Annotated in this window: 19 protein-coding genes; 2 read left to right on the top strand and 17 right to left on the bottom strand. The window is 72.2% G+C overall.

Annotation, left to right across the window (positions count from 1 at the left end; all coding sequences use genetic code 11):
- Positions 1 to 166: 166 nt before the first annotated feature.
- From ilvC to J2X68_RS21085, 5 genes are all read right to left on the bottom strand, one after another.
- Positions 167 to 1,165: a ketol-acid reductoisomerase gene (gene ilvC, locus J2X68_RS21105; RefSeq protein ID WP_190152578.1), complete on the bottom strand. Its 999-nt coding sequence runs from the start codon at positions 1,163 to 1,165 to the stop codon at positions 167 to 169.
- 138 nt (positions 1,166 to 1,303) lie between these two features.
- The gene (gene ilvN / locus J2X68_RS21100; protein ID WP_020131429.1) at positions 1,304 to 1,828 is read right to left on the bottom strand and encodes an acetolactate synthase small subunit; all 525 of its coding nucleotides are present in this window, start codon (positions 1,826 to 1,828) and stop codon (positions 1,304 to 1,306) included.
- A gap of 21 nt (positions 1,829 to 1,849) precedes the next feature.
- Positions 1,850 to 3,694, bottom strand: a complete 1,845-nt coding sequence (locus tag J2X68_RS21095) for an acetolactate synthase large subunit (RefSeq protein WP_310434097.1) — start codon at positions 3,692 to 3,694, stop codon at positions 1,850 to 1,852.
- Between the two features lie 272 nt (positions 3,695 to 3,966).
- Entirely contained in the window at positions 3,967 to 7,125 is a 3,159-nt protein-coding gene (locus J2X68_RS21090; RefSeq protein WP_310434096.1) for an EAL domain-containing protein, read from the bottom strand.
- A 411-nt stretch (positions 7,126 to 7,536) separates the two neighbouring features.
- Positions 7,537 to 8,490, bottom strand: coding sequence for a 2-hydroxyacid dehydrogenase (locus tag J2X68_RS21085; protein WP_310434095.1), 954 nt, complete (start codon positions 8,488 to 8,490; stop codon positions 7,537 to 7,539).
- A gap of 76 nt (positions 8,491 to 8,566) precedes the next feature.
- On the opposite strand from J2X68_RS21085, the gene J2X68_RS21080 reads away from it, so the two are divergent.
- Entirely contained in the window at positions 8,567 to 9,562 is a 996-nt protein-coding gene (locus J2X68_RS21080) for an aldo/keto reductase (RefSeq protein ID WP_310434094.1), read from the top strand.
- A 122-nt stretch (positions 9,563 to 9,684) separates the two neighbouring features.
- Positions 9,685 to 10,824: a PQQ-dependent sugar dehydrogenase gene (locus tag J2X68_RS21075; RefSeq protein WP_310434093.1), complete on the top strand. Its 1,140-nt coding sequence runs from the start codon at positions 9,685 to 9,687 to the stop codon at positions 10,822 to 10,824.
- Positions 10,825 to 10,848: 24 nt separating this feature from the next.
- Here the strand turns inward: J2X68_RS21075 and J2X68_RS21070 are convergent, their stop codons facing one another.
- From J2X68_RS21070 to J2X68_RS21015, 12 genes are all read right to left on the bottom strand, one after another.
- On the bottom strand, positions 10,849 to 11,031 hold the full coding sequence (locus J2X68_RS21070) for a DUF6191 domain-containing protein (protein WP_310434092.1): 183 nt from the start codon (positions 11,029 to 11,031) through the stop codon (positions 10,849 to 10,851).
- Positions 11,032 to 11,097: 66 nt separating this feature from the next.
- Complete coding sequence (locus J2X68_RS21065) at positions 11,098 to 14,154, bottom strand: AAA family ATPase (protein WP_310434091.1); 3,057 nt, start codon at positions 14,152 to 14,154, stop codon at positions 11,098 to 11,100.
- A gap of 95 nt (positions 14,155 to 14,249) precedes the next feature.
- Complete coding sequence (locus J2X68_RS21060; RefSeq protein ID WP_310434090.1) at positions 14,250 to 14,456, bottom strand: hypothetical protein; 207 nt, start codon at positions 14,454 to 14,456, stop codon at positions 14,250 to 14,252.
- 197 nt (positions 14,457 to 14,653) lie between these two features.
- Entirely contained in the window at positions 14,654 to 15,241 is a 588-nt protein-coding gene (locus J2X68_RS21055; protein ID WP_310434089.1) for a hypothetical protein, read from the bottom strand.
- A gap of 35 nt (positions 15,242 to 15,276) precedes the next feature.
- The gene (locus J2X68_RS21050; protein ID WP_310434088.1) at positions 15,277 to 15,852 is read right to left on the bottom strand and encodes a GNAT family protein; all 576 of its coding nucleotides are present in this window, start codon (positions 15,850 to 15,852) and stop codon (positions 15,277 to 15,279) included.
- Entirely contained in the window at positions 15,830 to 18,058 is a 2,229-nt protein-coding gene (locus J2X68_RS21045) for an MMPL family transporter (protein ID WP_310434087.1), read from the bottom strand. The genes J2X68_RS21050 and J2X68_RS21045 overlap by 23 nt, the downstream gene beginning before the upstream one ends.
- 228 nt (positions 18,059 to 18,286) lie before the next feature.
- Positions 18,287 to 18,682: a hypothetical protein gene (locus tag J2X68_RS21040; protein ID WP_310434086.1), complete on the bottom strand. Its 396-nt coding sequence runs from the start codon at positions 18,680 to 18,682 to the stop codon at positions 18,287 to 18,289.
- Between the two features lie 97 nt (positions 18,683 to 18,779).
- A complete protein-coding gene (gatB, locus tag J2X68_RS21035) occupies positions 18,780 to 20,294 on the bottom strand; it encodes an Asp-tRNA(Asn)/Glu-tRNA(Gln) amidotransferase subunit GatB (protein ID WP_310434085.1) in 1,515 nt (504 codons plus the stop codon).
- A gap of 15 nt (positions 20,295 to 20,309) precedes the next feature.
- Positions 20,310 to 20,549: a hypothetical protein gene (locus tag J2X68_RS21030; protein ID WP_020131415.1), complete on the bottom strand. Its 240-nt coding sequence runs from the start codon at positions 20,547 to 20,549 to the stop codon at positions 20,310 to 20,312.
- Complete coding sequence (gene gatA, locus J2X68_RS21025; protein WP_310434084.1) at positions 20,546 to 22,048, bottom strand: Asp-tRNA(Asn)/Glu-tRNA(Gln) amidotransferase subunit GatA; 1,503 nt, start codon at positions 22,046 to 22,048, stop codon at positions 20,546 to 20,548. Before gatA ends, J2X68_RS21030 begins: the two co-directional genes overlap by 4 nt.
- A 6-nt stretch (positions 22,049 to 22,054) precedes the next feature.
- Complete coding sequence (gatC, locus tag J2X68_RS21020; protein ID WP_007384860.1) at positions 22,055 to 22,351, bottom strand: Asp-tRNA(Asn)/Glu-tRNA(Gln) amidotransferase subunit GatC; 297 nt, start codon at positions 22,349 to 22,351, stop codon at positions 22,055 to 22,057.
- A gap of 192 nt (positions 22,352 to 22,543) precedes the next feature.
- Positions 22,544 to 24,799, bottom strand: a complete 2,256-nt coding sequence (locus tag J2X68_RS21015) for a bifunctional diguanylate cyclase/phosphodiesterase (RefSeq protein WP_310434083.1) — start codon at positions 24,797 to 24,799, stop codon at positions 22,544 to 22,546.
- Between the last annotated feature and the right edge of the window lie 251 nt (positions 24,800 to 25,050).

The following is a 25,050-nucleotide window of genomic DNA, read 5'->3' as shown; positions in this document are numbered from 1 at the left end:
CGCGTGGAAGACGCACGACGCTGTGGGCCTGACGCGTATGTAGTGCAGCAGTGTAGTGCTGCGACGGAGGTCGCCTTACGCCTCCGCGGAAGGATCACCCGTCCGTGGTGGGACAGGATGGACAACGGGGCCGGAGCGATCTGCTCCGGCCCCCCGGTCCGAGGCTTTACGCCTCCTCGTTCACCCAGCTCATCAGCTTGCGCAGCTGCTTGCCGGTGGTCTCCAGCAGGTGCTCGGAGTCCGCGTCCTTGTACTCGTTGTACTTCTTCAGACCGCCGTGGTACTCGTCCATCCAGTTCTGGGCGAAGGTGCCGTCCTGGATCTCGGCGAGGACCTGCTTCATCTCGGCCTTGGTGGCGTCGGTGATGATGCGCGGGCCGGTGACGTAGTCGCCCCACTCGGCGGTCTCGGAGACGCTCCAGCGCATCTTCTCCAGGCCGCCCTCGTACATGAGGTCCACGATCAGCTTCAGCTCGTGCAGGCACTCGAAGTAGGCGATCTCCGGCTGGTAGCCGGCCTCGACCAGGGTCTCGAAGCCCGCCTTGACCAGCGCGGAGGTGCCACCGCAGAGGACGGCCTGCTCACCGAACAGGTCGGTCTCGGTCTCCTCGGTGAAGGTCGTCTTGATGACGCCGGCGCGGGTGCCGCCGATGCCCTTGGCGTAGGACAGGGCCAGCGCGAAGGCGTTGCCGGTCGCGTCCTGCTCGACGGCGGCGATCGCGGGGACGCCGCGGCCCTCCTCGTACTGGCGGCGCACCAGGTGGCCCGGGCCCTTCGGGGCGACCAGGGCGACGTCGACGCCGGCCGGGGCCTTGATGAAGCCGAAGCGCACGTTGAAGCCGTGGGCGAAGAACAGCGCGTCGCCGTCCTTCAGGTTCGGGGCGATGGACTCCTCGTAGACCTGGGCCTGGATCGGGTCCGGGATGAGGATCATGATGACGTCGGCCTCGGCGGCGGCCTCGGCGGGGGTCACCACGCGCAGGCCCTGCTCCTCGGCCTTGGCCTTGGACTTGGAGCCCTCGTGCAGACCGACCCGGACGTCGACACCGGAGTCACGGAGCGACAGGGCGTGGGCGTGGCCCTGGCTGCCGTATCCGATGACCGCGACCTTGCGGCCCTGGATGATGGACAGGTCGGCGTCGGCGTCGTAGAACAGCTCGGCCACTTTGGGTTCTCTCCTTGAGTGCAGGTGTTGCTTCCACCGTATGACGGCGAACGGAAGGGAAGTCTCGGGGTCTCGGCATACGGGCGGTCGGCGATCACCGACCGCCCGGATCCGTTCGTGCGAAGACCGGTTGTGTACTTACGCCGACCGGTCGAGAGCGCGCAGCGATCGGTCCGTGATCGAACGCGCGCCCCGGCCGATGGCGATCGTGCCGGACTGGACCAGTTCCTTGATGCCGTACGGTTCCAGCATCTTCAGCATGGCGGACAGCTTGTCGTTGCTGCCGGTGGCCTCGATGGTCACGGCCTCCGGGGAGACGTCGACGGTCTTGGCGCGGAACAGCTGGACGATCTCGACGATCTGCGAGCGCGTCTCGTTGTCGGCACGCACCTTCACCAGAACGAGTTCGCGGTGAACGGCCTGTCCCGGCTCCAGCTCGACGATCTTCAGCACCTCGACGAGCTTGTTGAGCTGCTTGGTGACCTGCTCGAGCGGCAGGGCGTCGACACTCACCACGATCGTGATGCGGGAGATGTCGGCGTGCTCGGTGACGCCCACGGCGAGCGAGTCGATGTTGAAGCCCCGGCGGGAGAACAGGGCGGCGATCCGGGCCAGGATGCCCGGCTTGTTCTCCACCAGGACGGAGAGCGTGTGCTTGGACATGTCTTCTTACGTCTCTCTCGCTCAGTCGTCTTCGTTGTCGCCGAAGTCGGGGCGGACGTCCCGTGCGGCCAGGATCTCGTCGTTGGAGGTGCCGGCGGCGACCATCGGCCACACCATCGCGTCCTCGTGGACGATGAAGTCGACGACGACGGGACGGTCGTTGATGGAGTTCGCCTCCTCGATGACCTTGTCGAGGTCGTCCGGGGACTCGCAGCGGATCGCGTAGCAGCCCATGGCCTCCGACAGCTTCACGAAGTCGGGGACGCGCGTACCGCGGGCGTCCGGGTTGACGTCGTTGGGGCCGGAGTGCAGCACGGTGTTGGAGTAGCGCTGGTTGTAGAACAGGGTCTGCCACTGGCGGACCATACCGAGGGCGCCGTTGTTGATGATGGCGACCTTGATCGGGATGTTGTTCAGGGCGCAGGTGGTGAGTTCCTGGTTGGTCATCTGGAAGCAGCCGTCGCCGTCGATGGCCCAGACGGTCCGCGCGGGCGCGCCCGCCTTGGCGCCCATCGCGGCCGGGACGGCGTAGCCCATCGTGCCCGCGCCGCCGGAGTTCAGCCAGGTGGAGGGCTTGTCGTACTGGATGAAGTGGGCGGCCCACATCTGGTGCTGGCCGACGCCCGCCGTGAAGATCGTGCCCTCGGGGGCGAGCTGTCCGACGCGCTCGATGACCTGCTGCGGCGAGAGCGAGCCGTCGCCGGGCTGGTCGTAGCCCAGCGGATAGGTCTCGCGCCAGCGGTCGAGGTCCTTCCACCAGGCGGTGTAGTCGCCGGTCTGGCCCTCGCTGTGCTCCTTCTGCACCGCCTGGATCAGATCGGCGATGACCTCGCGGGCGTCACCGACGATCGGCACGTCGGCGGCGCGGTTCTTGCCGATCTCCGCCGGGTCGATGTCCGCGTGCACGATCTTGGCGTAGGGGGCGAAGCTGTCGAGCTTGCCCGTGACGCGGTCGTCGAAGCGGGCGCCGAGGGCGACGATCAGGTCGGCCTTCTGGAGACCGGTGACGGCGGCCACCGAGCCGTGCATGCCCGGCATGCCCAGGTGCTGCGGGTGGCTGTCGGGGAACGCGCCCAGCGCCATCAGCGTGGTGGTGACGGGGGCGCCGGTCAGCTCGGCGAGGACCTTCAGCTCGGCGGTGGCGCCGGCCTTGACGACACCGCCGCCGACGTACAGGATCGGCCGCTTGGCGGCGGTGATCAGCTTGGCGGCCTCACGGATCTGCTTGGCGTGCGGCTTGGTCACCGGGCGGTAGCCGGGCAGGTCCATGACCGGCGGCCAGGAGAACGTCGTCCTCGTCTGGAGGATGTCCTTGGGGATGTCGACCAGGACCGGGCCGGGGCGGCCGGTGGAGGCGATGTGGAAGGCCTGCGCGATCACCCGGGGGATGTCCTCGGCCTTGGTGACCAGGAAGCTGTGCTTGGTGATCGGCATGGTGATGCCGACGATGTCCGCCTCCTGGAAGGCGTCCGTGCCGATCGCCTTCGACGCCACCTGGCCGGTGATCGCCACGAGCGGCACCGAGTCCATGTGGGCGTCGGCGATCGGGGTCACCAGGTTGGTGGCGCCCGGGCCCGAGGTGGCCATGCACACGCCCACCCGGCCGGTGGCCTGCGCGTAGCCGGTGGCCGCGTGCCCCGCGCCCTGCTCGTGGCGGACCAGGACGTGGCGGACCCTCGTCGAGTCCATCATCGGGTCGTAGGCGGGCAGGATCGTGCCGCCGGGAATGCCGAATACCGTGTCGGCGCCGACCTCCTCGAGAGAACGGATGAGGGACTGCGCACCCGTCACGTGCTCGACGGTCGCGGAGTGTCCTCCGGATCGGGGCCGCGGCTGCGGATGGGCCCCGGTGGCCTGCTCGGTCATCGGCATTCTCTTCTCGATGCTGAGGGTTTTACTGAGGGTTTCGCTGGGGTCTTGCGTGGGGGGAGCTTTTCCGCTGCGGCACGAGTGCCGCGGCGGGTTTTGTGCAACAAAAAACCCCTCGTGCCAAAAGGCAAGCGAGGGGAGCGCGCCGGGTGGGGTCGCTGGGAGTTCCGGGTCCGTCCGGAGCGTCACCAGCTTCAGCCGACGCGCTTTCCAAGTACGAGAATTCGGGTGCGCATGGCATTGACCCTCCCCCCGGCGCGCACCGACTGTCAAGTGGGTGGGACGGGCGTCTCATTATGTGAGCGAAGGGCACTTCCGCTCCCCAGGACGGCCGTGACACCGCCGGACACTCCGCCGGCGTGGACACCACCGGTGTACACCCCCGCGCCACCGCCCGCGAACGCGGGCTCGGCCGGCCCGTGCGGCACCGGATAGCGGCCGGTCGCGAGCGCCCGGCGCAGCCGGTACTCGTCGAGCGGCCCGGAGAAAGCCATGCCCTGGCCGTGCGTGCAGCCCATCGCGCGCAGGGCGACCACCTGCTCGGGCAGATCCACGCCCTCGGCGACGGACTGGAGCCCGAGATCGGTGGCGATCCGCAGCAGCCCGCTGGTGATCTTGTGCAGCCGCGCGGACTCGACGACCCCCTCGACCAGCGAGCGGTCGAGCCGGAGCACGTCGACGGGGAGCCGCCGCAGCGCCGTGAGGGCCGCGTAGCCGCTGCCGAAGCCGTCGAGGGCGATCCGCACCCCGAGGCGCCGCAGCGCCCCCAGCCGGCGCTCCAGCTCGTCCAGCGGCACCCTCGGATCGGTGTCGGACAGCTCGACCACCAGGGATCCCGACGGCAGCCCGTGCCGGGTCAGCAGCGCCTCCACCGAGCCCAGCGGCAGCGACCGGTCCAGCAGCCGCCGGGCGCCCACCCGCACGACCACCGGCAGGGTGAGCCCGCTCGCGGCCCGGTCGGCGGCCTGTTCGACCGCCTCCTCCAGCATCCAGCGCCCCAGCTCGGCCGTCCTGTCGCCGTCCTCCGCGACCCGCAGGAACTCGGCGGGCGTGAAGAGCACCCCTTGGGAGGAGCGCCAGCGGGCCTGGGCGGCGACCGACGAGATCCGGCCGTCCTCCAGACGCACGACGGGCTGGTGCAGCAGCGCGAACTCGCCGTCGTGCAGCGCGGCACGCAGCCGCGTGGCCAGCTCCGCCTTGCGTACGACGTCCTGCTGCATCTGCGGCTTGTACAGCTCGACCCGGCCCTTGCCGCCCGCCTTGGCGCGGTACATGGCGAGGTCGGCGTTGCGCAGCAGCTCACCGGCGCCCAGGCCGGCTTCGGCGAAGGCGACGCCGATGGAGGCGGCGACCCGGACCTCGTTGCCGTCGATGAGGTAGGGCTGCGACAGCGTGAGCCTGAGGCGGTCGGCGAGTTCCACTATGTGGCGTTCCCTGGCGGCTCGGTCGCGGGTGCCGTCGCCGACGATGAGGGCCGCGAACTCGTCGCCGCCCAGGCGGGAGGCGGTGTCTCCCTTGCGGACCGCGTCCTGGAGCCTGCGGGCGGCCTGGACGAGCAGTTCGTCGCCGGCGGCGTGGCCGATCGTGTCGTTGACGGCCTTGAAGCCGTCGAGGTCGATGAAGAGGACCGCCGTGTTGCGCAGCGCCGGACCCCGGTCGGAGCTGCGGCGGCCGGACAGGGCCTGCTGGACGCGCCGGGTGAACAGCGCCCGGTTGGGCAGGTCGGTGAGCGGGTCGTGTTCGGCGTTGTGCTGGAGCTGCGCCTGCAGCCGGACGCGCTCGGTCACGTCCCGGCTGTTGAAGATCAAGCCGCCGTGATGGCGGTTGACGGTCGACTCGACGTTGAGCCAGCCCTCCCCGCTCTCGGCTCCGTTCGAGCGGGAGGCGCCCCCGTCGCCCGAGCGGAAGCGGCACTCGATGCGTGTGGTCGGTTCCTCCAGGGGGTTGGCGGCGAGGAAACGGCGCACCTCGTGCACCACGCAGCCCAGGTCCTCGGGGTGGATGAGGTCGGCCAGTTCGGAACCCACCAGATCCTCGGCCGGCCGGCCGTACACCCCGGCGGCGGCCGGGGAGACATAGCGCAGGACGCCGCTGGGCGCGGCGATCATGATGACGTCGCTGGAGCCCTGCACCAGGGAGCGGAAGTGGTTCTCCTTCTGCGCCAGTTCCTGGGTGAGGGTGATGTTGTCGAGCAGCATGATCCCCTGGCGCACGACGAGGGCGAGCACGACCGTGCCGCCGGTCAGCAGCACCACGCGGTCGACGCTGCGGCCGTTGAGCACGTTGTAGAGGATGCCCAGGGTGCAGACGGCGGCGGCGAGATAGGGCGTGAGGGCGGCCAGGGAACCGGTGATGGGCCGGGTGACCGGGTACCGGCTGTGATCGCCGCCCTGGGGAGCGGCCTGGTCCGGGCGCTGGGCGGCCGCCTGTGCGGACGGGTGCGCGGACGCGTGTGCGGACGTCTGTGCGGACGCGGCGTCCGTCGTGCGTGACGGTCCGTGGGGGCGCCCGGTGGGGCGCTGGCCGGGTACGTGTTCGTGCACCACACGCGTGTGCCCCTCATCCGCGGCCGACCGCTGCTGGCGGGAGGCGGCCCAGGGCGCGTACGCCAGGAGCAGCGAGCCCGCGAACCAGCCCGCGTCGAGGAGCTGGCCCGAGCGGTAGTTGTTGTGCAGCAGCGGGGAGGTGAACAGGGCGTCGCACATCACGGTCAACGCGAGCGCGCCGACGGCCGTGTTGACCGCCGTGCGGTTCACCGCCGTACGCCGGAAGTGCAGTACCAGGACCATGCTCACCAGGGCGATGTCGAGCAGCGGGTACGCGAGCGACAGGGCGGCGTGCGCCACGCTCGGTCCGTCGAACTTCGCCGCCTGGGCGAGCGCGAGGCTCCAGGACAGGGTGAGCAGCGAGCCCGCGATCAGCCAGGCGTCCAGGGCCAGACAGACCCAGCCCGCCTTCGACATGGGACGGGCGGCGAGCACGAGCAGCCCCACGATGGCGGGGGGCGCGAAGCACAGGAAGAACAGGTCGGCGAAGCTGGGGCTGGGCACCGGCCGCCCCAGGACCACCTCGTACCAGCCCCAGACCAGGTTGCCGAGGGCCGCCATCGCCGAGGAGATCGAGAACAGCAGCCAGGCGGGTCGAAAGCGGACGCGGCGGCGGCGCGCGTAGAGGAAGCAGGACACGGCGGCGGTGCCCGCAGCGGCGGTCAGTCCGAAGTCGCCCATGATCAGCGCGAGTCGGTCGGAGCCCCAGCCGAGCGCGGAACCGACGGCGTATCCCGCGCTCAGGAGGGCCAGCAGCAGTTGGTGGACCAGATGGGTCCCGGTGGCGCCCGTGGACGGCGGCGCGGTGCGCGGCGCCCCCGCCGAAGGCTGCGTCCGCAGCGCTCCGTCGAGGACGGACGTGGAGGTCGGCGGCGGACTCACCGGGTCCTCCCGGTCCGCGTCACTCCCGGATCCCTCGGGTCCCGGACCGCCGGTGGCGCGTGCTTGCCCTGGCCGGCGCACCGGTGGCGGTGGCGGCCGGGGTGAGTTCCGTGACCGTGTCGGCGCGTGGTGGAGCGCCAGGGTCGCCGCCGGCGGCTCCGCCGCGTCGGATCGTTCGTCCATAGGCCGTGCATCGCCCGTCGCCCCCCTCACAAGTCTGAAATGTCCATCCCTGACGCCGAACGTGCGCGGCGTAGCCCCTGTCGGGACGATACACCAGTCTCGTCACTCAGGGACATAGTTCCTCTACGCTGCGTGACGATCATCGGCATATGCGCCCGGAAGAGGTACGGACCGCGTCCGGAGGACTGCGGAGGGTGCCCGAACCCGGCTACAGGTGTGCCCCGCCCGTCACGATCCGTTCGCCGTGCCCGTAGTGAGGATCACGTTGCGCAGCGGCTCCCGGTTCACGAAGCGGCCCAACTGGTCCACCAGCAACCGCACCGCGCGGGGCAGGAAGGCGGAGGTGGGTCCGCCGACGTGCGGGCTCACGAGGACGCCCGGCGCGCTCCACAGCGGGTGGCCCGGGGGGAGCGGCTCGGGATCGGTGACGTCCAGCGCCGCGGTGAGACGGCCGCTCCCGACCTCGTCGAGCAGGGCCTCGGTGTCGACGACCCCGCCGCGGGCCACGTTCACGAGCAGCGCGCCGTCCTTCATCCGGGCCAGGAAACCGGCGTCGACGAGGCCGAGGGTGCTCTCGTTCAGCGGCGTGCAGAGGATCACCACGTCCGCTTCGGGCAGCAGGGCGGGAAGTTCGGCGATCGGATGCACGGGGCCGCGCGCCGTCGTGCGCCAGGAGCGCGCGACGCGCGCCACCCGCGCCACCTCGAAGGGCACGAGCCGGTCCTCGATGGCGGAGCCGATGGAGCCGTACCCGACGATGAGCACGTTCTTGTCGGCGAGCGCGGGCCGGAACCCGGCGAGCCACTCCCCCCGGTCCTGGGCACGGACGAAGTCGGGGATGCCGCGCAGCGACGCGAGGATCAGGGTGAGCGTGAGCTCGGCCGTGCTCGCCTCGTGCACCCCGCGCGCGTTGCAGAGCCGCACGCCGGGCCGCAGCGAGGCGAGGGCCGGCACCACGTGGTCGATGCCGGCGGACAGGGTCTGGACGACCTCCAGCGAGGTCATCTCCGGCAGCGGGCGCTGCCCGAGAGCCGCGGGCTTCATGTAGGGGACGACGTAGAAGGCGCAGTCGGCCGGGTCCGCCGGAAAGTCCTCCTCACCGTTCCAGAAGCGGTAGGTCGGCCCCTGCGGGAGGCCCTCGATCTCTTCCGGGGGAAGGGGAAGCCAGACGTCAGCGCTCATGGTCAGGAGGCTATGTCAGGTACGCGCGCGTGCAGAGGTTAGGTTGGGGGCTCGGGAGAAGGAGGGTCACGGGCAGGTGGAGCGCAGGACGATCGGCGCGGGGGCGCTCGAGGTGGGTGCCGTCGGTCTCGGGTGCATGCCGATGAGCTGGGCGTACAGCGGGTCCCGGCAGCGGGGCGACGAGTCGCTCCGGGCGGTGCGCCGGGCGCTGGACGCGGGCTCGTCCCTGCTGGACACCGCCGACATGTACGGCCCGTTCACCAACGAGCTGCTGGTGGGGCGGGCGTTGAAGGAGCGGCGCGAGGACGCGTTCGTGTCGACGAAGGTCGGTCTGCTCGTCGGCGAGCAGCACATCGTGGCCAACGGCAGGCCGGGATACGTGCGGCGGGCCTGCGACGCCTCCCTGCGGCGCCTCCAGACGGACGTCATCGACCTCTACCAGCTGCACCGGGCCGATCCGGAGGTCCCGGTCGAGGAGACCTGGGGCGCGATGGCCGAGCTCGTCCGGGCCGGCAAGGTGCGGGCGCTCGGGCTGTGCGCGGTGGGGGCCCGGGGCGGCCGCCGTTCCGGCGGGCTGTACGACGGAACGATTCGCCAGTTGCGGCGCGTCCAGCAGGTCTTCCCGGTGAGCGCCGTGGAGGCGGAGCTGTCGGTGTGGTCGCCCGAGGCGCTGGAGACCCTGCTTCCCTGGTGCGAGGCGCGTGGCGTGGGCTTCCTGGCGGCGATGCCGCTGGGCAACGGCTTCCTCACCGGCACGCTCACCCCCGGCCAGGGCTTCGAACCGGACGACATGCGCGCCCGGCACCCCCGTTTCACCGCCGAGATGATGGCCGCGAACCAGCCGATCGTCGTCGGTCTGCGCCGGATCGCCGCCCGGCACGGCGAGGCCGTGACGGCCGCGCAGGTGGCGCTGGCCTGGGTGCTCGCCCAGGGCCGGCACGTGATCCCGGTCCCGGGCGCCAAGCGGGAGCGCTGGGTGGCGGAGAACGCGGCGGCGGCCGGCCTGCGGCTGACGCCGCAGGATCTGACGGAGGTGGCGGAGCTGCCCGGGGCCCAGGGATCGTGGGAGTAGTCCCGCTTTCGGGTCGCGAAGGCCCGGATCGGGAACCCGTGGGACGTGTACGGCGTAGGACAGGTGAGACCCGCCGCAGGAACCGCCGCGTCGAAGGGACCAGGATCGTGCAACGTCGAGCTGTGTCGGCCGTGTTGGCCGCGAGTGCTCTGCTGGTGACCGCCGGCTGCTCCTCCGACGCCGGGGGGTCCTCGGCCGCCTCGGCCAGCGCGTCCCCGGGCAGTACGGCGGCCCAGGCCTCCCCGTCCGCCGAGACGACCCCGCCCGCGAAGGGCACGGTCAAGGTGGTGCGCACGGTCGCCGAGGGCCTGAACACGCCCTGGGGCCTCGCACCCCTCCCCGAGGGCGGCCTCCTGGTCGCTTCACGGGACGAGGGCACGATCACCCGGGTGGACACGGAGACGGGCGGGAAGACCGAGCTGGGCGAGGTGCCGGGGGTCTCGGCGGCGGGCGAGGGCGGTCTGCTGGGCCTCGCCCTCTCCCCCGACTACGCCTCGGACCACATGCTCTACGCCTACTTCACCTCGGCCTCGGACAACCGCGTCGTCCGGATGATCTACGACCCCGCGCGGCCCTCCGGCGACCAGCTCGGGGCGCCCGACACGGTCTTCAAGGGCATACCCAAGGGCATGATCCACAACGGTGGCCGGATCGCCTTCGGACCCGACCGGCTGCTCTACGTCGGCACCGGCGAGAGCGGCGACCGGGGTCTGGCCCAGGACAAGAAGTCCCTCGGCGGCAAGATCCTCCGGCTGACCCCGGAGGGCGAGCCGGCCGCCGGCAACCCGTTCCCGGACTCCGCCGTGTACTCGTACGGCCACCGCAATGTGCAGGGGCTGGCCTGGGATTCCAAGCAGCGCCTGTTCGCCGCGGAGTTCGGCCAGGACACGTGGGACGAACTGAACGCGATCGCGCCGGGCGCCGACTACGGCTGGCCTGCGGCCGAGGGCAGGTCCGACGACAGCGCGTTCCGCGACCCGGTGTCCCAGTGGCACACCGACGACGCCTCGCCCAGCGGCATCGCCTACGCCGAGGGCTCGATCTGGATGGCGGGCCTGAGGGGGCAGCGCCTGTGGCGGATCCCGCTGAAGGGCACGGCGGCCTCGGCGGACCCGCAGGCCTTCCTCCAGGGCGACCACGGCCGGCTGCGCACGGTGGTGTCGGCGGGCGGCGACAAGCTGTGGGTCACGACCAGCAACACGGACGGCCGCGGCGACCCGGCGAAGGGGGACGACCGGATCCTGGAGCTGGAGGTGAGCTGAGAGCCGGAGGTGAGCCGAGCGGGGTCACTCGTCCCCGTCGGCCGGCGGCTCGGAGGGCCGTACCACGACCTTTCCGGACGCGAGGTCTATCGGCCCGCGCCCGGGATCGCCGTCGCCGACGTCCTCCCTGGTCAGTTCCAGCCGGTTCTGCTCGTCCCGGGTGTGCTTGCGGCCCGGCGCGAAGAGGTCCTCGAATGCGTTGAACATCGTTCTCCCAAGCCGGGCCGGATCACGGTCGGCGCCTGTACGGCTCCTCCCTGGTGGCCTGCCCCATTATCGCGCGATCAGCCGTTCTTCGGCCTCCGGCGGGAACAGCCCCAGCCGGTGCGCCACCGCCGCCGCCTCGCCGCGGCCCGAGACGTCGAGCTTGGACAGGATGTTCGAGACGTGGACGCTCGCCGTCTTCGGGGAGATGAAGAGCACCTCGGCGATCTGGCGGTTGGTGCGGCCGTCCGAGACCAGGCGCAGGACGTCGCGCTCCCGGCTGGTCAGACCCAGCGTCGCCAGCGGGTCGGCGGGCCCGGCCGCGGTGTCCGGCTCGATCGCGGCCGGGGCCAGGGGCAGCCGGGCGCGCCGGCCGAGCCGGGCGACGGCTTCGGCGAGGGGACGGGCGCCGAGGTGCGTGGCGACCGCGTGGACGAGGCGCAGCAGCTCGGCGGCCCGGTCGCGTTCGTCGTCGCCGCCGACGGAGAGCAGCGCCTCGGCCAGGCGGTGCCGGGTGCGGGCGAGGTCGTAGGGCCGTTCCAGGCACTCGAAGGCGGCGACCACCTCGGACCAGTCCTCCGGATCGGTCCGGCCCTCGGCGCGCAGGAGTTCGGCGCGGACCCAGCGTTCGTGGGCCTGCCAGACGGGGGCGATCGTGGCGAGCCGCTTGGCGGCGGCCCGGACGCGGTCGACGAGGTCGGCGCGCCCGGCGTCGGCGGCGGGCGTCGCGCGGGCGTCGCCCTCGGCGGAGGCCGCGGCGAGCAGCAGGGGCCAGGCGTAGCGCTGGGTGCCGGGGCGGAAGTCCTGTTCGAGGGCGCTAGCGAAGTGGGCGCGGGCCTCCAGCGGGCGGCCCTGGGCGGCGGCGAGTCCGACGGCGAGGCGGGTCAGCGGCAGCTGGTGCTGAGGGGCGTGTTCGTGGGAGCCGAAGAAGCCCTGGGCGGCGGTCAGTTGGCTTCCGGCTTCGGTGAGGTCGCCGCGGGCGAGGGCGAGTTCGGCGCGGAGACAGGCGTGACAGCCCCGGACGGCCACGCCCTGGGCCACCCGTCCGGCGGCGGCGCAGGCACGGTCGGCCTCGTCCCAACGGCCCAGGGAGAGAAGCGACTCGGCGAGGTTGCCCCACACCCAGGCCTCGGTGTCGGGCGGTCCGTGCCGCTCGGCGAAGGCGAGACCCTCCTCCAGGATCGGCACGGCCTCCCGGGAGCGGCCGATCCCCTCCAGTTCGGAGGGGAGGTTGACGTAGGCGTTCAGCGCGACGGAGGGGGTGTCCTCGGCGAGCGCCCGTTCCCTGACCTCGTGCAGCTCGGCGAGCCCGGCCTCGATGTGCCCGGCGTCGACCATGAGGACGCCGAGGAGCTGGCGGGCGTCGAGCTCGATCTCGCGGGCACCGACCATGCGGGCGTACTGCACGGCCCGTTCAGCGGCCCCGTAGGCCTCGGGGCCGGGGGCGTGGACCAGGGACCAGTTGGCGATGTGGGTGAGCACCTCGGCGTGCACCTCGTTGGGCGGCAGGCCGCGCACCAGGTCCTGGGCGGTGGCCAGTTCCTCGCGGCCGCTGCCCCGGCCCAGGGAATGCGTCAGCCGGGAGCGCTGCACCCAGAACCAGGCGGAGCGCAGCGGATCGTCCTCGTCCTCCAGCAGGCGCAGCGCCCGCTTGGTGATCTTCAGGGCGCGTTCGCGTTCCCCGCAGTAGCGCCCGGCGACGGCGGCCTCGGCCATCAGGTCGAGATAGCGCAGCGGTGTGGTGGCCGGATCGCAGCCGCACGGAGGATAGGCCTCCGTGTAGTCGACGGGGCGCAGGGCGGCCCGGGTGACCTCGGGCGCCGTATCCCACAGCTCCATCGCCCTTTCCAGCAGCCGTAGTTGCTCGCTGTGGGCGCGTCGGCAGCGGGCCTCGACGGAGGCGTCCAGGACGGCGGGCAGGGCCTTCGCCGGGTCGTGCGCGTGGTACCAGTAGCTCGCCAGCCGCATGACGCGTTCGTCGGCGGGGACGAGGGCCGGGTCGGCCTGGAGCGCCTCGGCGTAACGGCGGTTGAGGCGGGCGCGTTCGCCGGGGAGCAGGTCGTCGCTCACGGCCTCACGGACCAGGGAGTGGCGGAAGCGGTAGCCGTCGCCGTCGTGGGTGGTGAGCAGGATGTTGGCGCCGACGGCGGCGCGCAGGGCCTCGGTCAGGTCGTCCTCGGCGAGCCGGGCGACGGCGTCGAGCAGCCGGTACTCGACGGTGGAGCCGCCCTCGGCGATGATCCGGGCGACTTTCTGGGCGCTCTCGGGCAGCGCCTCGACGCGGACGAGCAGCAGGTCGCGCAGGGTGTCGGTGAGGCGGGTGCAGCAGCCCTCGTGTGCCGCGACGGCGAGTTCCTCGACGAAGAAGGCGTTGCCGTCGGAGCGTTCGAAGATGTCGTCGACCTGGGCGGGGTCGGGTTCGGCGGCGAGGATGCCGGCGACCTGGCGGCAGACCTCGTCCCGGGTGAAGCGGGCGAGTTCGAGGCGCTGGACGGTGCGCAGCCGGTCGAGCTCGGCGAGCAGGGGGCGCAGCGGATGGCGGCGGTGGATGTCGTCGGCGCGGTAGGTGGCGAGGACGACGAGGCGGCCGGTGCGCAGGGTGCGCAGCAGGTAGGACAGCAGGTGGCGGGTGGAGGCGTCGGCCCAGTGCAGGTCCTCCAGGGCGACCACGACCGTGCGCTCGGCGGCGACGCGCTCCAGGAGGCGGGCGGTGAGTTCGAAGAGGCGGGCCATGCCCTCCTCGTCGTGGCGTCGTCCGGGGGCCGTCTCCCGCAGTTCGGGCAGCAGCCGGGCGAGTTCCTCCTCCTGGCCGGCCGCGGCGGCGGCCAGTTCGTCCGGCAGGGCCCGGCGCAGGGCCCGCAGCGCGGTGGAGAACGGGGCGAACGGCAGTCCGTCGGCGCCGATCTCGACGCAGCCGCCGAGCGCGACGACGGCGCCCCCGCGGTGGGCGGCCGCGGTGAACTCCTCGACGAGTCTGGTCTTGCCGACGCCGGCCTCACCGCCGATGAGCAGCGCCTGCGGCTCTCCCGCGGTGGCGCGGGAGAGCGCGTCGTCCAGGGTGTGCAACTCGTCGGCGCGACCGACGAAGACGGGGCTGACGGACCGGGTCTCCACGGGGGCGAGCATCGCACGCGGGTGCGACGACGGCCCAGCGGATATCGCCGGGGCCCCGGCCGGAGGGCGGCCGACCCCCGTGCGGCCGCCCTCCCCCGCCCCCGCTCTCACGCCGGGCGGGCGAACCGGAGCCGATCGAGGAAGTGGGTATGCGATGCGCTCCCGGCGCCGCCGTCCGATCGCTCGGCGGCGCGTTCGGCGGCCTCGCGACGGGCGGCGCGACGGCCGCGGACCAGCCGGCGGGCCAGTCGCTCGTGCTCGGCCCGGCGGCGCATTTCGGCGGAACGGGCCTGCTGAAGCTCGTACTCGTACATGGTGTGTCCCCTGAGAGGTCGGTTGTTCCGGCTTCGCTCTTCGCGATGCCTCCACCTTCGTCTCCCAGGGGGGTCCGCCACATCGGGAGAGTTCCGCATCTTCCGCGGCGGTCGGCGCCTTAGACGTGACCGAGGGGCCTTAGAACGTCCGTGAGTGGCTCACGGTCGTCCTAAGGCCCCTCGTGGCCTGCGGGTACTCAGCTCGCGGACGGCAGCCCGAGCAGGGCGTCGGTGTACTTGAGCACGGCCAGCAGCAGGCCGATGACGCCGAGCGCGACGCCGGCCCAGGAGACGGACTTGATCCACGGGGCCTGCGGCCTGCCGGGGGCGCCGAAGGCGGGCCGGGCCAGGACGACCACACCGATGATCAGCGCGGCCAGCGCGAACAGGCCGGCCCACAGCGCGGTGGTCTGCCAGGCGTCGCCGTAGACCTCCTTGATCTGGGTGGCCACGCCGGCGCTCGACGAGGTCTGGAGCTGGCCGACCAGCGTCTCGCGGGCGGCGGCGACGGTGCCGATCCAGCCGCCGGTGAGCGACACGAGACCCAGCGCGGCGGAGACCACGGCGCCGGCGCCCTGGCCGACGCCGGTGGAGCCCTTGTCGGCGCCCTCCTCGGCGAGGACCTCGTCACCGTCCTCGGTGTCGTCGGCGGCGGCGTCCTCGACGGCCTCCGCCTCGGTCGCCTCGTCCGGTGCCCCGGTCTTCGTGACGTTCACCTTCTCCTCGTCGCGCTTCGCCTCGGTACCGGATTCCGTGCCGGCCTCGTCCACAGTCTTGGTTCCCATACCTCGCACCGTACGGACGCTCTCTGAGAGGTCCCTTAATGATCGTTGTGAGCGCCGCGCGCACGTGCGTCGCGCCACTCCTGGGCGAGCACGGACCACACCTCGAGGTCGTGCCGCACCCCACGATAGGGGTACGCCTGTCTGCGGACCCCGTCGCGGGTCATCCCCAGCCGCCGTGCGACGTCGAGGCTGGCGGTGTTGCCCGCGGAGGCGACCCATTCGACCCGCTGGATCCCGCGCTGCTCCACCGCGAAGTCGATCAGCACCCGCATGGCCCGGGTGACCAGGCCGCGCCCGACGGCGGCGGGTTCGAGCCAGCAGCCGACCTCGGTGTTCGCGTCCCGGGCGTCGAAGTTCAGGAAGAGGACACCGCCCACGAGCTTGCCGTCCAGCCACAGGCCGTGCAGCGAGCCGGTGTCGGCGGCGCGCATGTCGGCGTACCGCTGGAGCGTCTCCCGTGCGGTGGCCACGTCGGTGGCCTTCGACCCGAACGGGACGTACTGGTTGATGAACTCCCGGCCGCGCTCCAGATGCGCCAGGAACTCCTCCGCGTGCCAGGGCTCCAGCGGGCGCAGTTCGGCCCCGTCCTCACCCAGCGGTATCGCGTACATCCGGCCGTCGCTCCTTCTCCATCGCCTCGACCACCTCGGTGAGCCTCTCATGGGCGGCACGGCACTCGGGCGGCTCGATGCTGATCCGCGGCAGGTGCCGGTCGAGACGGCGGGGCAGCCACCAGTTGGCGCTGCCGAGCAGGTGCATCAGGGCGGGGACCAGCAGCGTCCGCAGGACGAACGCGTCGAGCGCGACGGCGGCGGCGAGGGCGATGCCGAACATGGCGATCACCCGGTCGCCGCTGAGCACGAAGGCGAGGAAGACGGAGATCATGATGACGGCGGCGGAGTTGATCACCCGGCTGGTCTCCGCGAGGCCGACCCGGACGGCGCGCCGGTTGTCGCCGGTCTCCAGCCACTCCTCGTACATCCGGCTGACCAGGAACACCTGGTAGTCCATGGAGAGGCCGAACAGAACCGACACCATGATCACGGGAAGGAAGGGCTCGATGGGCCCCGCGCGGCCGAGCCCCAGCAGCTCGCTGCCCCAGCCCCACTGGAACACGGCTACGACGATCCCGAAGGCGGCGGCGACGGCGGCGACGTTCATCACGGCGGCCTTGAGCGGTATCCCGACGGACCGGAAGGCGAGCAGGAGCAGCAGACAGCCCAGGCCGATGACGACGCCGACGAACAGCGGGAGCTTGCCGACGATGACGTCCGCGAAGTCGTCGTAGCCGGCCGTCACCCCGCCGACGTGCACGTCGAGGGAGGTGCCGGTCTCGGCGCGGGGCAGCACCTCGGTGCGCAGCCGGTCGACGAGGTCGCTGGTGCGCTGGGACTGCGGGGCGGAGTCGGGGACGACGGTGAGGTACGCGGTGCGGCCGCCGGAGCCGAAGGTCACCGGCGTCACCGAGGCCACGCCCTCGGTGACGCGCAGGGCGGTGTCGAGGTTGTCGAGGGCGAGCCGGTCCTCGGCGCCCGCGACACGCGTCACCAGGGTCAGCGGACCGTTCACCCCGGGGCCGAAGCCCTCGGCGAGGAGGTCGTAGGCCTGCCGGGTGGTGGCCGACTCGGGGCCGTTGCCCTGGTCGGAGGTGCCCAGGCGGAGGGAGAGGGTGGGGACGGCGAGGACCGCGATGACGACGAGGGCGAACGCGCCGAGCAGTTTCGGGTGGCGCTCCACGAACGCCGACCAGCGGGCGGCGAGCCCGGTCGGCAGCTCCGGCCGGGGTCCGTGTTCGGCGAGCCTGCGGCGTTCGCGGCGGCTGAGGGCGCGCATCCCGATGAAGGAGAGCAGGGCCGGCAGCAGCGTCACGGACGCGGCGACCGTCAGGAGCACGGTCAGGGAGGCGGCGATCGCCACGCCGTTGAGGAAGCTCAGGCGCAGGATCAGCATGCCGAGCAGGGCTATGCACACCGTGGCGCCCGCGAAGACGACCGCGCGTCCGGTGGTGGCGACGGCGCTCGCGGCGGCCTCGGGGACCGTGAGTCCCCGCTTCAGTCCGCGCCGGTGTCTGGTCACGATGAACAGCGCGTAGTCGATGCCGACGCCGAGCCCGACGAGCAGGCCGAGCATGGGCGCGAAGTCGGCGACGGTCATGGCGTGACCGAGGAGCACGATGCCCGCGTACGCGGTGCCGACGCCGACCAGGGCGGTGGCGATGGGCAGGGCGGAGGCGGCGAGGGACCCGAAGGCGAGGAACAGCACCAGCGCGGCGACGACCACGCCGACCACCTCGGCGAGATGTCCGCCGGAGGACTCGGTGAGGCCGATCGCGGAGCCGCCCAGCTCCACCTGGAGCCCGTCGGTCGCGGCGGCTTCCGCGGTGCGGACGACGGCCCGTGCCGCGGCCTCGTCGACGTCCCCGGCGCGGTCCTCGAAGGTGACGGTGGCGTACGCCGTGTGCCCGTCCTTGCTGATCCGCGCCTCGCCCTGGTCGTCGTAGGGGCCGTCGACGGAGGCCACGCCGGGCAGGTCGGCGATCTCGTCCAGGGCGCGGTTCATGGTCTGTTCGACGTCGGCGGCGCGGACGGAGGCCGAGGGGGTGTGCCAGACGACGGCGGCGCTGTCGCCGCCGAGGTCCGGGAATCCCGCCGTGAGCAGCCGGGTGGCGCGGTCGGACTCGGTGCCGGGGACTGCGTAGTCGTCGGAGTACGCGGAGCCGGCGGCGAGCGCGGCGGTCGCCGTGCCGCCGAGAGCGAGGAGCCAGATCAGCACCGCCATGAGGCGGTGGCGAACACACCAGCGTGCGAGGGCTGCCACTTGACGTGCTCCCGGAAGGTGAATGGTGGATCTTTGACCGGGAACCCTGGTGTCCGACCTGAACAGCCCGCAAAGAACGTATGAGCGATGTGAGGTCACTCTTGCAGGAGAAGTTGATCGTTTGCGGCGATCGTGGGGCTTTTCACAGGAATGCGAGGCGGATCACAGGACGATAACGGCCCACGTGTCCGACCTCGCCGGGCGTGCGTCCGCCTCGCGCGGCACGTGTCAGTCGGCCTGGTCGCCGATCGCCATCACCATCACGCCGGCGATCAGCAGCCACAGCGCGCGCCGGGTGCGGCCGCGGGAGCCCAGGAGGGCGGCGAGGGCGCAGACGGCGGCGCCGAGGGCGTAGGCCGCCGGGACGAGGGCGGGGGCGGAGCCGGTGAGGCGCAGGAGGGACGCGGCGAGTCCGGCGAGGGTGAGCAGCGCTCCGGTGCCGATCGCCGTCCAGCGGGCCCGCCGGGCGTCCTCGATGCCGTGTTCCTCGTCCGTGACGTGGTCCGCGTCGTCGTCCGGGCCGTCCGGTTCGGCCGCGTCGGCGGCTTCGGTCGCTCCGGTCGTTCCGGGTCGCGGGCCGTCGTGTATGTCGTCCTGGGTGTCGGAGTCGGTTCGTGCCCTCATGGCGGGCGAGCGTAGCGCGTCGGGCCCAGAAGAGGGACGCCCGGGGGGAATACGCCGGTGCGGCGCATTCCCCCCGGGCGGGTGGAGAACGGCGGGATCAGCCCTCGCTGACGCCCAGCTTCTCCAGGATCAGCTCCTTGACGCGGGCCGCGTCGGCCTGCCCGCGCGTCGCCTTCATCACCGCGCCGACCAGGGCGCCGGCCGCGGCCACCTTGCCGCCGCGGATCTTGTCGGCGATGCCCGGGTTGCCGGCGATGGCCTCCTCGACGGCGGTGGTGAGCGCGCCCTCGTCGGAGACGACCTTCAGACCGCGCTTCTCGACGACCTCGTCCGGGGTGCCCTCGCCGGCGAGGACGCCCTCGATGACCTGACGGGCCAGCTTGTCGTTCAGATCACCCTTGGACACCAGCTCGGTGACCCGCGCGACCTGCTGCGGCGTGATCGCCAGCTCGTCGAGCGAGACGCCCGACTCGTTGGCGCTGCGGGCCAGTTCGCCCATCCACCACTTGCGGGCGGAGGCCGCGTCGGCGCCGGCGTCGATGGAGGCGACGATCAGGTCCAGCGCGCCGGCGTTGAGGATCGACTGCATGTCCGCGGCGGAGATGCCCCACTCGGCGAGCAGCCGGTTGCGGCGGGCCAGCGGCAGCTCCGGCAGACCGCTCCGGATCTCCTCGACCCACGCACGGGACGGGGCGATCGGCACCAGGTCGGGCTCCGGGAAGTACCGGTAGTCCTCGGCCTCCTCCTTCACGCGGCCCGAGGTCGTCGACCCGGTGTCCTCGTGGAAGTGGCGGGTCTCCTGGACGATCGTGCCGCCGCCGTCGAGCACGGCGGCGTGCCGCTGGATCTCGAAGCGGGCCGCGCGCTCCACGGACCGCAGCGAGTTCACGTTCTTCGTCTCGGACCGGGTGCCGAACTTCTCCTGGCCGTGCGGGCGCAGCGACAGGTTCACGTCGCAGCGCATCTGGCCCTGCTCCATGCGGGCCTCGGAGACGCCGAGCGCCTTGATCAGCTCGCGCAGCTCACGGACGTACGCCCGCGCGACCTCGGGGGCGCGCGCGCCCGCTCCCTCGATCGGCTTGGTGACGATCTCGATCAGCGGGATGCCCGCGCGGTTGTAGTCCAGCAGGGAGTGGGACGCGCCGTGGATACGGCCGGTGGCGCCGCCGACGTGCAGCGACTTGCCGGTGTCCTCCTCCATGTGGGCGCGCTCGATCTGCACCCGGAAGGTCTCGCCGTCCTCCAGCTGGACGTCGAGGTAGCCGTCGAAGGCGATCGGCTCGTCGTACTGGGAGGTCTGGAAGTTCTTCGGCATGTCCGGATAGAAGTAGTTCTTCCGGGCGAAGCGGCACCACTCGGCGATCTCGCAGTTCAGCGCGAGACCGATCTTGATCGCGGACTCGATGCCGATCGCGTTGACGACCGGAAGCGCGCCCGGCATGCCGAGGCAGGTGGGGCAGGTCTGCGAGTTGGGCTCGGCGCCCAGCTCGGTCGAACACCCGCAGAACATCTTCGTCTTGGTGCCGAGTTCGACATGGACCTCGAGGCCCATGACGGGGTCGTACGACGCCAGCGCGTCCTCGTACGACACCAGGTCGGTCGTGGTGGTCACGGTGAAACTTCCCTCTCAGCCCAGCAGGACGTCGTCGTCGCCCAGCCGCTTCAGCTCGCGGTAGAGGATGGCGAGGCCGGTGACGATGGCGACGGCGGACACGGTGGCGTCGATCAGGACCAGGGTGTCCTTCTCGGCGCGGGCCTTCTTCAGCCGCTTGGCGACGCCGAACGCGCCGAACGCGGTGCCGGCGATGGACAGGTACGTACCGGACTTGGACTTCTTGAAGCCCTTGGCCTTGTTCAGTGCGCTCACAGCGACGGAGCCTCCTCGAGAAGCGGGTGCCCCCACCTTTCCACGAAGGCGGCCTCGACGGCGGCGCCGACCTTGTACAGCCGGTCGTCCTTCAGCGCCGGGGCGATGATCTGGAGACCGACCGGGAGGTTGTCCTCCGGGGCGAGGCCGCAGGGCAGCGACATGGCCGCGTTGCCCGCGAGGTTGGTCGGGATGGTGCACAGGTCGGCCAGGTACATCGCCATCGGGTCGTCGGCGCGCTCGCCGATCGCGAAGGCGGTGGTCGGCGTCGTGGGCGACACGATCACGTCGACCTGCTCGAAGGCTTTCTCGAAGTCCCGCGTGATGAGCGTGCGGACCTTCTGGGCCGAACCGTAGTACGCGTCGTAGTAGCCCGAGCTCAGGGCGTACGTGCCGAGCATGATGCGGCGCTTGACCTCGGGGCCGAAGCCCGCCTCTCGGGTGAGAGAGGTGACCTCCTCCGCCGAGTGGCTGCCGTCGTCGCCGGTCCGCAGGCCGTAGCGCAGGCCGTCGAAGCGCGCGAGGTTGGACGAGCACTCGGACGGCGCGATCAGGTAGTACGCCGACAGGGCGAGGTCGAAGGACGGGCAGTCCAGCTCGACGATCTCGGCGCCCAGTTCCTTCAGCAGCGCGACGGACTCGTCGAACCGCTGGATGACGCCGGCCTGGTAGCCCTCGCCGCGGAACTGCTTCACGACACCGACGCGCATGCCCTCGACGCTGCCGTTGCGGGCGGCCTCGACGACCGGCGGGACGGGCGCGTCGATGGACGTGGAGTCCAGCGGGTCGTGCCCGGCGATGACCTCGTGCAGCAGCGCCGCGTCCAGGACCGTACGGGCGCAGGGGCCGCCCTGGTCGAGGGAGGACGAGAAGGCGACCATGCCGTACCGCGAGACCGCGCCGTAGGTCGGCTTCACGCCGACCGTGCCGGTGACGGCGGCCGGCTGGCGGATCGAGCCGCCGGTGTCGGTGCCGATGGCCAGGGGCGCCTGGAAGGAGGCGAGCGCGGCGGAGGAGCCGCCGCCGGAGCCGCCGGGGATCTTGGTGAGGTCCCAGGGGTTGCCGGTCGGGCCGTAGGCGCTGTTCTCGGTGCTCGACCCCATGGCGAACTCGTCCATGTTGGTCTTGCCGAGGATGACGACGTCGGCGGCCTTGAGCCGCTTGGTGAGCGTCGCGTCGTACGGCGGGATCCAGCCCTCAAGGATCTTCGAACCGACGGTCGTCGGGATGCCCTCGGTGGTGAAGATGTCCTTGAGCGCGAGCGGGACGCCGGCCAGCGGGCCGAGCTTCTCGCCCCGCTCCCGCTTCTCGTCGACGGCGCGGGCCTGGGCCAGCGCGCCCGCACGGTCGACGTGCAGGAAGGCGTGGACCTTCTCGTCCACGGCCTCGATGCGCGCCAGGTGCGCCTCGGTGACCTGGACGGCCGTGAGCTCGCCGGAGGCGATCTTCGCGGCGGTCTCGGCGGCCGTGAGCTTGATGATGTTGACGTTGTCCGTCATGGCGGTTTAGTCCTCCCCCAGGATCTGCGGCACCTTGAAACGCTGCTGCTCCTGGGCCGGGGCGCCGGAGAGCGCCTGCTCGGGGGTGAGCGACGGACGGACCTCGTCCGCCCGCATGACGTTCGTCAGCGGGAGCGGGTGCGAGGTCGGCGGTACGTCTTGGTCGGCGACCTCGCTGACGCGGGCGACCGCGCCGATGATGTCGTCCAGCTGTCCCGCGAAGTGTTCGAGCTCTTCGGGCTTCAGCTCCAGACGCGCCAGCCGGGCGAGGTGGGCGACCTCCTCGCGCGTGATGCCAGGCATGCAGCGTTCCTCTGGGGTGGAGTGAGTGAGTGTGTGGTTTGGCCCAATCCTAGGGGGCCGCGCAGCATGCCCGTGAAACGGTTTGCCTCGCTCTCCGCCTTCTCGCCGGCTTCCACCCGGCTTCCGCGCCCTCGGCGGGCCTCACCGCACGGGAAAGCGGTGGACGGCCGAACGGGCGGACCCAGGGGCCTGCTACTCGTCGGAGGCCGCTGCCGGGAGTGCCGCAGCGGGGCGCTGCCAGCCGCGTGAGCCGCGGGCCCGCAGCCACGCGGTGGTCTCCTCCGGGGGCATCGCCGCGGCCACCAGCCAGCCCTGGACGGCGTCGCAGCCCAGGTCGCGCAGCCGTTCCCAGGTCTCGTCGTCCTCGACGCCCTCGGCGACCACCAGCAGCCCGAGCGAATGCGCGAGGTCGACCGTGCACCGCACGATCTCGGCGTCCTCGGTGTCGACGGCCAGCCGGGCCACGAAGGAGCGGTCGATCTTCAGTTCGCTCACGGGCAGCCGGCGCAGGTGCACCAGGGAGGAGTAGCCCGTCCCGAAGTCGTCCAGCGACATCTTCACGCCGTGTCCGGTCAGGCCGTTCAGGGTGTCCGCGGCGCGCTGCGGGTCCTCCAGCAGGACGTGCTCCGTTATCTCCAGTTGGAGCGCTCCCGCGGGCACTCCGTGCCGGGCCAGCCGGGCCGCGACGGAGCCCGCGAAGCCCGGGGTGTGCACGTCACGGGGGGAGACGTTGACCGCGACCGGCACGAACAGCCCCTGGGCCCGCCACCGCGCGACCTGGCCGAGCGCCCTCTCCAGCACGTACTCCGTCAGATGGGGCATGAGCCCGGACGACTCGGCGATCGCTATGAACTCGTCCGGCGGCACCTTCCCGCGCTCCGGGTGCACCCAGCGGACCAGCGCCTCCAGCCCCGCCACCTGTCCGTCGAAGCGGACCTTCGGCTGGTAGTGCAGCTCGACCTCGTGGGCGTCGAGCGCGCGGCGCAGGTCGCCGAGGAGGCCGAGCCGGTCGGGGGTGTTGGAGTCGCGCTTGGACTCGTAGACCTCCACGCCCGTGCGGTCCCGCTTGGCCTGGTACATCGCCACGTCGGCCCGGCGCAGCATGCCCTCCGCGTCGAGGGCGTGGTCGGGGAAGACGGCGACGCCCGCGCTGGCCTCCAGGACGAGGGTGAGCCCGTCGAGGTCGAGCGGCGAGCCGAGGTCGGAGACCAGTCCGCGGGCGATGCGCGACGCCGAGGTCGTCGAGTCGGCCACGGGCAGTAAGACGGCGAACTCGTCCCCGCCGAGCCGCGCCACCTCCGCCCCGCGCGGCAGCGCGAGCTTCAGCCGCTCGGCTATCTGGAGCAGCAGCCGGTCGCCGGCGAGATGACCGAGGGTGTCGTTGACCGAGCGGAAGCGGTCGAGGTCTATCAGCATCAGGGCGGCCCGGGCGCCGATGCGCTCCGCGTCGTCCAGGGCGGTCCAGATGCGCTCCAGCAGCCACTGGCGGTTGGGCAGCCCGGTGAGCGGGTCGCGCAGCTGCTCCTCGGCGCGGGCGCGGGCGATCCACAGGGTGGAGTCGAGGGCGATGAGCGGGATGGCGAAGAGCGGCAGCAGGATCGGCTTGGCCACGGCCACCACGCAGATCAGCGGCGCGATGCCCAGCAGGGCGACCGCGACCAGGCCCTGTCGGACCAGGGCCGTACGGGCGACGGTGGGCAGTCCGCCGGCGCGCGGGGCGTGCAGGTACCAGAGCAGGACCCGGGTGACCGCGAGGTAGGCGACGGCGACCAGGACCACCTGAGGTCCGGTGTAGACCGTCCAGTTGTCGGGGGTCCAGGGCCGCTCCACGGACGGTATCGGCCCGCAGGCGGCCAGCAGCAGCGCGCCCGCGCCGATGCCGAGGATGTCCACCGCGCCGTGCAGGACGCCCTGCCGCCAGCGGTGGCGCCGGGCTATGCCCACCAGGACGACGACGGTGAGGCTGACCAGTCCTGCGGGCACCCAGCCGTACAGCAGCAGGACGGCGAGGGTGAGCGCGGCGCCGGAGCCGGTGCCGCCCCACCAGCGGGCGCGGCCGAGCAGGACCAGATGGCCGACGATGACGCCGGCCAGCACGGCGAGGGCCCAGCCGGCCGTGCCGGACGGGAACAGCGCGTGGTGGCCGGTGAAGGCGCGGTAGAAGCCGGCGCCGAGGGCGAAGGCGGCCGCGGAGACGACCGAGGCGGGCAGCGCGGGCCAGGCCTGGTGCCGGTCGGCCTCGCTCTCGGGCATCCCGGGGTGCGGGGCGGAGGTGACGCGGAGTTCCGGGGCGGGGTGCGGCGACGTGTACGGCGCGGTGTGCGGCACGTAGGCCTCCGCGCCCGCGGGCCGTTCGGAGCGCGCCGTCCACCGGCTCCCCCACCAGACGCCGGCGACCCGGCGTCGGCGCAGCCGTGCGTCCGGGGCGGCGCTCTCGGTCGGTTCCATTCCCGTCCCTCTCACAGCCGGCGGTGCCCACACCACGCGACCCGTTGCCCGACAACCCCGGGCGGCGCCGCGTCGGAGAACCCTTCCTCCTGCTCGCCAGGAGCACGGGGGTGCACCGGCCGCGGCTGGGCACGGCAGGCGCACGTCTCAACAGTAGGCCGCGGAAGGCTTCCACGGGCAGCGGTCGTCGACGGTTGCCCGAATGCGCCCCGGCCACCCGTATGCATCTGGTATGCGCCGATCGGGTGACC

This window comes from Streptomyces sp. 3330 (assembly GCF_031456635.1).
Classification (GTDB): domain Bacteria; phylum Actinomycetota; class Actinomycetes; order Streptomycetales; family Streptomycetaceae; genus Streptomyces.
This window is presented reverse-complemented; position numbering and strand designations above follow the sequence as displayed.